4 protein-coding genes and 1 pseudogene are annotated in these 8,099 nt (G+C 58.8%); 1 reads left to right on the top strand and 4 read right to left on the bottom strand.

The annotated features are described in order from the left end of the window. Positions 1-237 precede the first annotated feature (237 nt). Genes NKJ08_RS23870 through NKJ08_RS23885 form a run of 4 tightly spaced genes read right to left on the bottom strand, consistent with a single transcriptional unit; the run spans position 238 to position 6,925 of the window. Entirely contained in the window at positions 238-2,448 is a 2,211-nt protein-coding gene (locus NKJ08_RS23870) for a GumC family protein (RefSeq protein WP_352776925.1), read from the bottom strand. Position 2,449: 1 nt separating this feature from the next. Further along, positions 2,450-4,447, bottom strand: coding sequence for an asparagine synthase (glutamine-hydrolyzing) (asnB, locus tag NKJ08_RS23875; RefSeq protein WP_352524776.1), 1,998 nt, complete (start codon positions 4,445-4,447; stop codon positions 2,450-2,452). A 4-nt stretch (positions 4,448-4,451) separates the two neighbouring features. Next, on the bottom strand, positions 4,452-5,708 hold the full coding sequence (locus tag NKJ08_RS23880; RefSeq protein WP_352524774.1) for an O-antigen ligase family protein: 1,257 nt from the start codon (positions 5,706-5,708) through the stop codon (positions 4,452-4,454). Continuing rightward, on the bottom strand, positions 5,705-6,925 hold the full coding sequence (locus tag NKJ08_RS23885) for a glycosyltransferase (protein ID WP_352524772.1): 1,221 nt from the start codon (positions 6,923-6,925) through the stop codon (positions 5,705-5,707). Before NKJ08_RS23885 ends, NKJ08_RS23880 begins: the two co-directional genes overlap by 4 nt. Before the next feature lie 938 nt (positions 6,926-7,863). Here NKJ08_RS23885 and NKJ08_RS23890 point away from each other — a divergent pair. Further along, positions 7,864-8,099: pseudogene (locus NKJ08_RS23890) on the top strand (calcium-binding protein); the annotation flags it as partial.

Consider the following 8,099-nt stretch of genomic DNA (forward strand, 5'->3'; position numbering starts at 1 on the left):
GAAGGACGGCGTCAGGCGCGTCGCCTCAGGTGTGGATTCCGGAATTCATGAATGCCCGTCCGGCGGCTCCTGGCCAGTAGGTTCCGTTGTGACACTTCGGACCCACGCTCCGGATGGACCTCTCCGCGACAACCCCAGCTACTGGCGGATGGCCCGCGCCCAGCAGCCGATCGGCGCAGCGCCTTGCGCGGTGATTTTCAACCAAGCGGGAAGCCCAACAACAAAAAGCCGCGCTCGTCATGTCCTCTCCAGCAAGAGATCAGCGCTGTCCCCGAACCGGTAACCAGCGTGCTTCCTGAGATTAACCTTCGTGAGAACGCTTGCGACGGGGACCGAAGCTGGTGCATCGCCCGCAAGCAGGTCTAGAACGCCTCGCGCGATGCTGCGTCCCGTTTTCGCCCAGCGAACGGCGAAAAGAACCACGTCACCCCAGCCTGTCAGGAGCCTGGCCTCTGGTCCCTCAAGCCCCAGCGGTCCATTTATGATGACGACCCGATAGATCGAGTGCAGTTCATCTTTGAAAGGGGAGCCGTCGACACTGGACAGCAAGGGCAGCAGATCCTCCGACGGTGCGAGCGCCATGAAGTCGATCCCGATTGCCGACATTCCTGCTATCGCATCGTGCAGTGCACAACGGTCACTCACATAGTCTCCGAAAAAATTGTGCGGCTTACGTGCGCTGAATTCCTTCACAAACTCGCCCGTAAGGCGGTGGTCCGTGCGGTCCAGATCAATGAAGAGTACTCGCCCTCCAAGTCTGGTGGCCGCCAAGGCCATGCTCCATGCGAGCTCGGTCTTGCCATCATCCTCACCGCAGGATGTTATCAAGATTATGTTCGAGCAATCCCTCGCCTGTTGGGGCGCCGCGGCGACAAGCAGGGACGTCACGGCGCGGCTGTATCTGCACCCCTGCTGGCCTGAAACCAGCTGCTGCAGTCGCTTCGCGTGCGTTGTGGGAGCCTGGGGTATTAGCCCGAGGCACGGAACCCTGAGCGCTGCTTCAGCTTCGGCCTCTCCGCGCAAAGTGCGATCGAAGCGTTGGCGGACAAGTATGAAAATCCCCCCAATCAGGCCAAACACGACCATGCCGGGCGGAATAAGAAAAATTGGCGAAAGAGTCGTTGGATTGGTAGGGGGCCACGCCGCTGAGAGAAGCCTGACTCCGGGGGATGGACTTGCAATACGCCGCATCAAGTCCTGTTGCCGGGTCAAAAGGTCGTTGTAGCGCTGCGTCAGGATGCTGACCTGCGGCTCGAGAGCGCGCAATCCGGAAAGCCGGCCGGCTGTATCGGCCACAACCGCATCCAGGACATCCTTACGCTTTTGCAGCGCCGCGATCTGGGAGCGATAGATGTTCGCCTCAGCAGCGACATGGGCGATTTCTTGTTCGATCTCACGATCGATCGCATTTGTGACATCCTCATCTGCCGTGCCGTTGGCCTGGCGTGCCAAGAGATCGGCCAGCAAGGGTGATCCGATGGCTTCGGCTACCGAGGCAACCGGCGCGCCCCCCTTTCGCAAGTCCTGAATGTGTTGGAGTCGGGATTCGGTTGCGGAGAGGTCCGCTTTCGACAAGGAAATTTGCTGGGTGAGTTCGGCTGTCTCCTTGGCAGCGTTGTCCGCCGCACCTTGATCGACCGCGCCATGGCTCAACCGATATCTCTCCAGACGATCAGTCGCTTCTGCCAGACTGCTTTGTATAGTCGGCAGCCCGGAGACTATCGATTCGAGTTCCAGCCTGTCCGACGCTTGGCTTTTCCTTGCCAGATCGCCAATATACACTTGGACGAACGTGTTGGCGATCAGAGCGGCTCGCGCCGGATCATGATCGGTGAAGCCGACGCTGATAACTCTCGATCGCAGCTCCTGGCCGATTCTTATACCTTCACGCAGCACCTTGAGTTCAGCCGCATCAGGCTCCGCCGGCGTGCTTCGCGGCCAAATTTTGGCCAGCAAATCGGCTGGAACCGAGCGCAAATTCAGCGGCTCGACGCCAACAGGCTTCGGAGGAGGGTTTCCGGTTCGAGCATCAGCCTGTTTAGCACCATTGTCCGTTTTGCGCAGCGCTGCCACTACGCTTCGCAGGTGGCTTTGCGATGAGAGCATGGTGATATGGTCGTCAATGCTGGAATCCAGCTGATCCTGAGCAGAGACCAAGCCGCCGGCAGGGGCCGCTCTACTAGGTGCGTCGACGATTACCTGTGTGGTGGCCTCGTATAGGGCAGGCCGTACAAGACCCCCAAGCGCGGCCAAGACACCGCCTGCGACGACCATGGCCAGGAGGAACCACTTTTTTCTTGAGAGGGTAATGAGGAGCTGATGGAGCGGGGTTTGCGTGTCCATCTGCTCACGCAACGGCCGTTTCATGCGCGGAGTGATTTCGCGCGCAGGCAAGTGCATTTCGGTAACGTGCGGAAGGTGGATGCGGCTAACTATGGACCCTTCCATCTTAATCTCCTGTAAGTTCGGGCACGCGAGAACCCGTTGCTGGCGGCGATGGCCGCCGCCTTGCCTCGTTGTGCCAGGCCTGGAACATCAAAGCCGGCCACAATTCGCGAGAATGGTCGTGCCTGCCATCGACGTGATCGCGCCAGCACGCATCCACCTTAACAAGGTCGAAAATTCCGTCTCCGGAGACGCGCATATCGGCGACAAGATCGTTTGCCCAACTGAGCAGCGGGCCTCTCAGCCAGACTGCTATAGGAACATCGAAACCTTGCTTTGGCCGCTCGATCAGTCGCTGCGGAACGTACCGGCGCAACAACTGACGAAGGATCCACTTACCTTTGCCATTACGAACCTTCGTATTCGTCGGCAGGCGCCAGGCGAATTCGACAACCCGATGATCGAGTAGCGGGCACCGCCCCTCGAGGCTGTTGGCCATGCTGGCGCGGTCCAGCTTCACCAATATATCGCCGGGCAGGTAGCCGGCCATATCGTCATACAAAAGACGGGACAGCAGCCCATCAAGCCGGTGCTCGACGTGGATTGATGAGGGGGGCTGGTGGAGGCTGAGGTTCTCGGTCGACGATCTCGTCAGTCGCCGAAACAACTCGTCCTCATCGGCTGCAGCGAGCAGCTGAGCGAGGCGATCCAGCCGGTCGCCCCGCAGCGCATGCCGTGCACCCTCCGAAAGCGGCAGCTTGCCGACGAGATCGTGACGGGCTGCACGGGCCAGTAACCCAGTGCCTGCCGCGAGCGCCCGACGCAGTGCTGACGGCAGAGTATGCTGTCGTCGCAGGCGGGCCGCCATGAAGTGGCGGGCGTAGCCGGCGAAGCATTCATCGCCACCGTCACCCGACAGAGCCACCGTAACGTGCCGGCGGGCGAGCCGCGCCACCAGCAGAGTTGGTATCTGCGATTCGTCAGCGAAGGGCTCGTCCCAGATCTGCGGCAATTCTGGAATGACTTCGCGCGCTACGGCAGCCGAAAGGTGGAGTTCGGTATGGTCGGTGCCCAGATGCCGCGCGACTTCCGCAGCGTGGGGAGCCTCATCGAACCCGCCCTCTCCGAAAGCGATCGTGAACGTGCGCACCGGCTTTTCCGATTGAGCCTGCATCAGGGCTACAACCGTCGAGCTGTCTATTCCGCCCGACAGGAAGGCCCCGAGCGGAACGTCAGCGATCATGCGCTCCCGAACGGCAAGTCGAAGCAGGCCATCCAGTTCATTGGTAAGTTCTTCGTCACTGCCGACGACCTGCTCCGCCCGCCCTTTGGTGGCGGTTTCGGCCAGCGACCACCAGTATCGAATACGATGCGCTAGCGAGGCGGCACTTCGCGACGCGGCGAAGTCAGCGGCTGTCACCGACAGGACCGAACCCGGCGGCAATTTGAATACGCCTCGCCAGATGCAGCTGTCATCCGGTACCCATCCCTTCGAAAGCATCGCCGCGGCCGCATTGATATCGAGCTCCTGACAAAAACCTGGAAAACGGGTGATCGCCTTCAACTCAGAGGCAAAAACAAGCGCATCACGTGTTGAGGCGACATAAAGCGGCTTTTTGCCCATTCGGTCGCGGGCGAGATGGAGCGTCCTCGTCTTCAGATCCCATAGTCCTAGCGCGAACATGCCGGCGAAGCGTGTGAGTGCTTTTTCGAGGCCCCAACTCTCGATGGCGCCAAGCATGACTTCGGTATCGCTGGTGCCCCTGAAATGACGACCTGTACTTTCCAGCTCGCGGCGCAGATCGCGGAAATTGTATATTTCGCCGTTGAACGTGACGACGTATCTGCCGCTTTCGGAATGCATCGGCTGACGGCCCGCCTCCGACAGATCAACAATGGCCAAACGCCTGTGACCGAAGGCAAGCCCCGCTTCGCTATGTATCCAGAATGCCTCGCCATCCGGTCCGCGGTGACGAAGCGCGGCCGTCATTTGCTCTATTGCCTTGAGCGGCTTCGTGTCGGCTGAATCGGGGGCAAGAAGAATTCCGGCAATACCACACATGCCATTAACCCGGATTGTTAGAGATTGCAGAAACTGCTTTCGGAGTACCGGCGACAAGGCAGATGGTCAGCGCAAACCACACGATCGGGTGACGGATGATTAGGTGCGGCATGCCGAAGATGACGATTGACACCACGAGCGCTAACAGCGCGTCGAGCTTCGCACGCCACACCGACATGATGGCGGCGCCGACGATCCAGACCAGCGCCAGAACCGCAATAAGACCACCTTGAGTGTACAGGTCGAGGATCGTGTTGTGAGCCTCGAAGGGTCGCTCCAGAAATTGCGATTCGAACACTGATGGGCGCTCGAGATGCGGACCTGGACCAAGGCCCAGCGACCCGGATTCCGCGCCCTTCTCCAACGCTTCGTCCCAGAGATGCACGCGGAGTGCGGCGGTTTCGGCAGTGGCCTCGCCGCCCTTGTCCTTGGTCAGGCCCTTGGCGAAGTTTTCGAGGACGCTCGCCTCCGTCACGGCGTAGGGGGTTATCGCGATCGCCAACGGAAGGATACCGACAAGCAACAGGAGGACGGCTTGCCGTGAAAAGCTGACGCTGTTGCCACCGGTCTTGAGCCATGTGCTGATCCGCAGCCCGAGGAACGTCAGGCAGGTCAGGATGCTGGTATACAAATAGGTATCGCTCTTTGTTAGCCTCCCGACATAGAAGGTTAGGAACAAGCTGGCGATCCCAAGAAACCTGCCCCATCGATTGCTGGTGGTGGTCGCAAGATGCAAGGCTAGCGGGCCGAAGATTGCGCAGTAGAGCGCGAGCTGGTTTGGATTATGCGACCAGCCGCGAAAGCGGTCCCAGTACCAGGGATCGACGTCAGCTCGGGGGATCCAGCCCCAGCCCTGTCCCAGCTGAATGGCAAGGGCCATATTCGCGATACCCACGACCCACCAACCAGTACGACGGAGATGGCGATCAGCCTCGGGTTCTGCAGCGGCAAGGCACGTGACGCTGACCAACAGCAGGTAGGCCATCGTATCGTGCATCAGACCCGTCAGATATAGAACTGTGGTCAGATAGCCGACAACGGTGCCGACCGCCAGAGCAAGCGCCATGATCGTCCAGTAGCTTGCAAGGAGTGTCAGCGCCGGCCTGGTCTCCAGGCGACCGCCGGCAAGCACACGCCCAATCGACAGCATGATCCAAAGCACGAGGAGCAGCTCGCCAATCCCCAAGGGCGACCCAGGAATGTCGAGTTGCACCGCATAGGTCATTGCGAGGCCACTGGCCAGGATCGCGTCCCGGATCATCGGCGCACATCCAATCTACTGCTGACAGCATCCTCTCCAATTAAGATCGGATACGCCGGTCGGGCGAGGCCACCGTGGGATTTGACGCTAAGGATATTTTCGTACAGATCGCAATACTGCGCGACCACCCGCGGCAGCGCGAACTGCTCACGGACGAGTTCGACAGAACGACCGCCCATGATTTTTCCGTGACTGCGATCGGACAGGATGTCGAGTATTCGAGATGCAAGGCCATCGGCGTCGTAAGGTTGGACTAGGTAGCCGTTCCATCCATCCTCGACCACCTCATTGCAGCCGGGCATCTTTGAGGCGACGATGGGCAATCCTGCCAGCCCTGCCTCTAGCAGGACGCGCGGGATTCCTTCTCGATATTGTGTGGGGAAGGCGAACACGTCGGCCATGCCAAGAAGGGCTGGAACATCGCGTCGTGGGCCTAGCGCGATGACATGAGGAGCGTGTCGATCGATTTCCGACTTGTCGACTGCAAATGGACCTTCGGACTCCCAAGGGCCGACAAGCACGAAACGCGCATTAGGCCTTTTAGAAAGGACGCGAGGGACTGCTTGGAGCAGCGTCGGGATGCCCTTCTGGCGGGTCAGCCGGCCCACAAAAATTACGATCTCTGCTGACTGGAGCCCGAGCTCCTGGCGCATTTTCGTCGCCGGCGGAGCAAGATGCCTCGCCATAGCGAACGCATCGACGTCGATGCCAGAACTGCGGATCACTCTTCCGCTGCCAGGTTCAATCAATCGAAAGCGCTTGAAGAAAGCCTCATCGTCCCGATTCTGAAATACCGTCGCTGCCGTCCAGAAGGAGGCAAGCCATTGCAGTCCGCAAAAGATTGGACGTAAGGCCAGAGCCCGCGGTTCCAGCGACGAGAATGTCCAGCCCAGGCCGTTGATCGTGCGCACGACCGGGACCGTTCCGCGCACCGAAAGGGGTGTCAGCAGGTTAGGCTTGGTATCGAAACTTTGGACGATGTCAGGCCGGAGTTGCGCAACCAATTTCCGAATCGCTCTTACAGCGGTCCACTCGCCACTGCCGCTGGCAAATCGGTCGAAACCGTAGCGGCGATGCGGAATGCCATGCCGCAAAAACGCAGCCTCATCGCCGGTTGAAACTGCCGTGACCCGGAAGCCGCTTTCACGCAGCGACATTAGGAACGGAATTCTCAGGGCGTGATCTTCGCCTCCCACACAAACGAGATGCGGATTCATCCCGAAGCTCCCGTCCGTGCGCCGTGTTCCGGTCGCGTGAAGTAATTGCCTTTCGCATCTGCTTTCATGGTTTTGCTTCGTTACTTCTGTGCGCGTGAAAGGATACGGTAGGGGGAGGCTTGCATACTGTCCTCGTCTGTTTGAATGAGGTAAACCGCATGGGGATCGCGGCCTTACGCGTATCGCGAACCACCTCGACGGCATCTAGTGGTGCATAGGAACGCGTACGCGGATGAATTGCGCCTCGAACTCCAGGGAGTTCGGCCAAGCCGGACTTGCAACTGATAAGGCAACCGAAGAAAGCGCTTCCGACAGTCGTGCGTTGTACGCTGCTCTACGCTGGGCGCGTCGGATTCCTAAGCTCCCGGTCCGGGTTTGCGCCTCAGCTTGTCCCGCTTGTGCTACCAGGCATGATAGTCGACCCCCTCAGCCACAACTCCTGGCGCAACCTGCCTCCTTGCGACCAGCGGATAAGCCGATTCGACCGTTCCGATGTCGGCAACCTGATCTGCCGACCGATATCACGCGACGAACGCGCAGACGCCTACGAATTATCCACAACTAATTGGTTGCGGGAGTGAGACTGTGGAGGGGTGCGGCTCTTAGGTTAACGTCTGTCTGATCTCTCAATGCTAGGATGAACAGTTAAATAGAACCTTAATTCACAAGTATATTTCAGCAATACGCAAGCTATATTTTAGACCATGAGACTACATGGCTTCCAATTAAATCAGATAATCCGGATGGAACTACGGCCTTAACGGGATAGTATTCTTGTTCTTTATTTAACACGTCTATTGGGATTCCTCCTTCCGTGCAGCATTCCTATTGGCGATCAACCATTCTATCAGAGCCTGCAGGTATGTGATTTGGCGCTAATATACATCCTCTAGTAGGCAAGCCTTGGGGCGCTATCGAATGAGACAAAGGAATATTGGATGGCAACTCTGCACTACGCATCGGGCGGATCCGCCACCGAAATTGCAACCGCCGGCTTCAATCTGGCTGACGTTCAGTATGTTTCGCTGGTCAACGCGTTGCCGGACGGCATGAAGGGTCTGGTGTACCTCAATGAGCACGAGGGCGTAACCGCATCCTTCATCGAGAAAATGACCCCCTTCCTCGGCAATCCGAATGTGTTTGGGTTCTATCTTGTTGACGAGCCCGATCCCAC

Origin of the sequence: Mesorhizobium sp. M0244 (genome assembly GCF_040321795.1) — a bacterium.
GTDB lineage: Bacteria > Pseudomonadota > Alphaproteobacteria > Rhizobiales > Rhizobiaceae > Mesorhizobium.

Bases quoted from the DNA above. Each gene is read 5' to 3' on its own strand.
- NKJ08_RS23870 (WP_352776925.1), bottom strand. From the start codon at position 2,448: ATGGAAGGGTCCATAGTTAGCCGCATCCACCTTCCGCACGTTACCGAA.
- asnB (WP_352524776.1), bottom strand. From the start codon at position 4,447: ATGTGTGGTATTGCCGGAATTCTTCTTGCCCCCGATTCAGCCGACACG.
- NKJ08_RS23880 (WP_352524774.1), bottom strand. From the start codon at position 5,708: ATGATCCGGGACGCGATCCTGGCCAGTGGCCTCGCAATGACCTATGCG.
- NKJ08_RS23885 (WP_352524772.1), bottom strand. From the start codon at position 6,925: ATGAATCCGCATCTCGTTTGTGTGGGAGGCGAAGATCACGCCCTGAGA.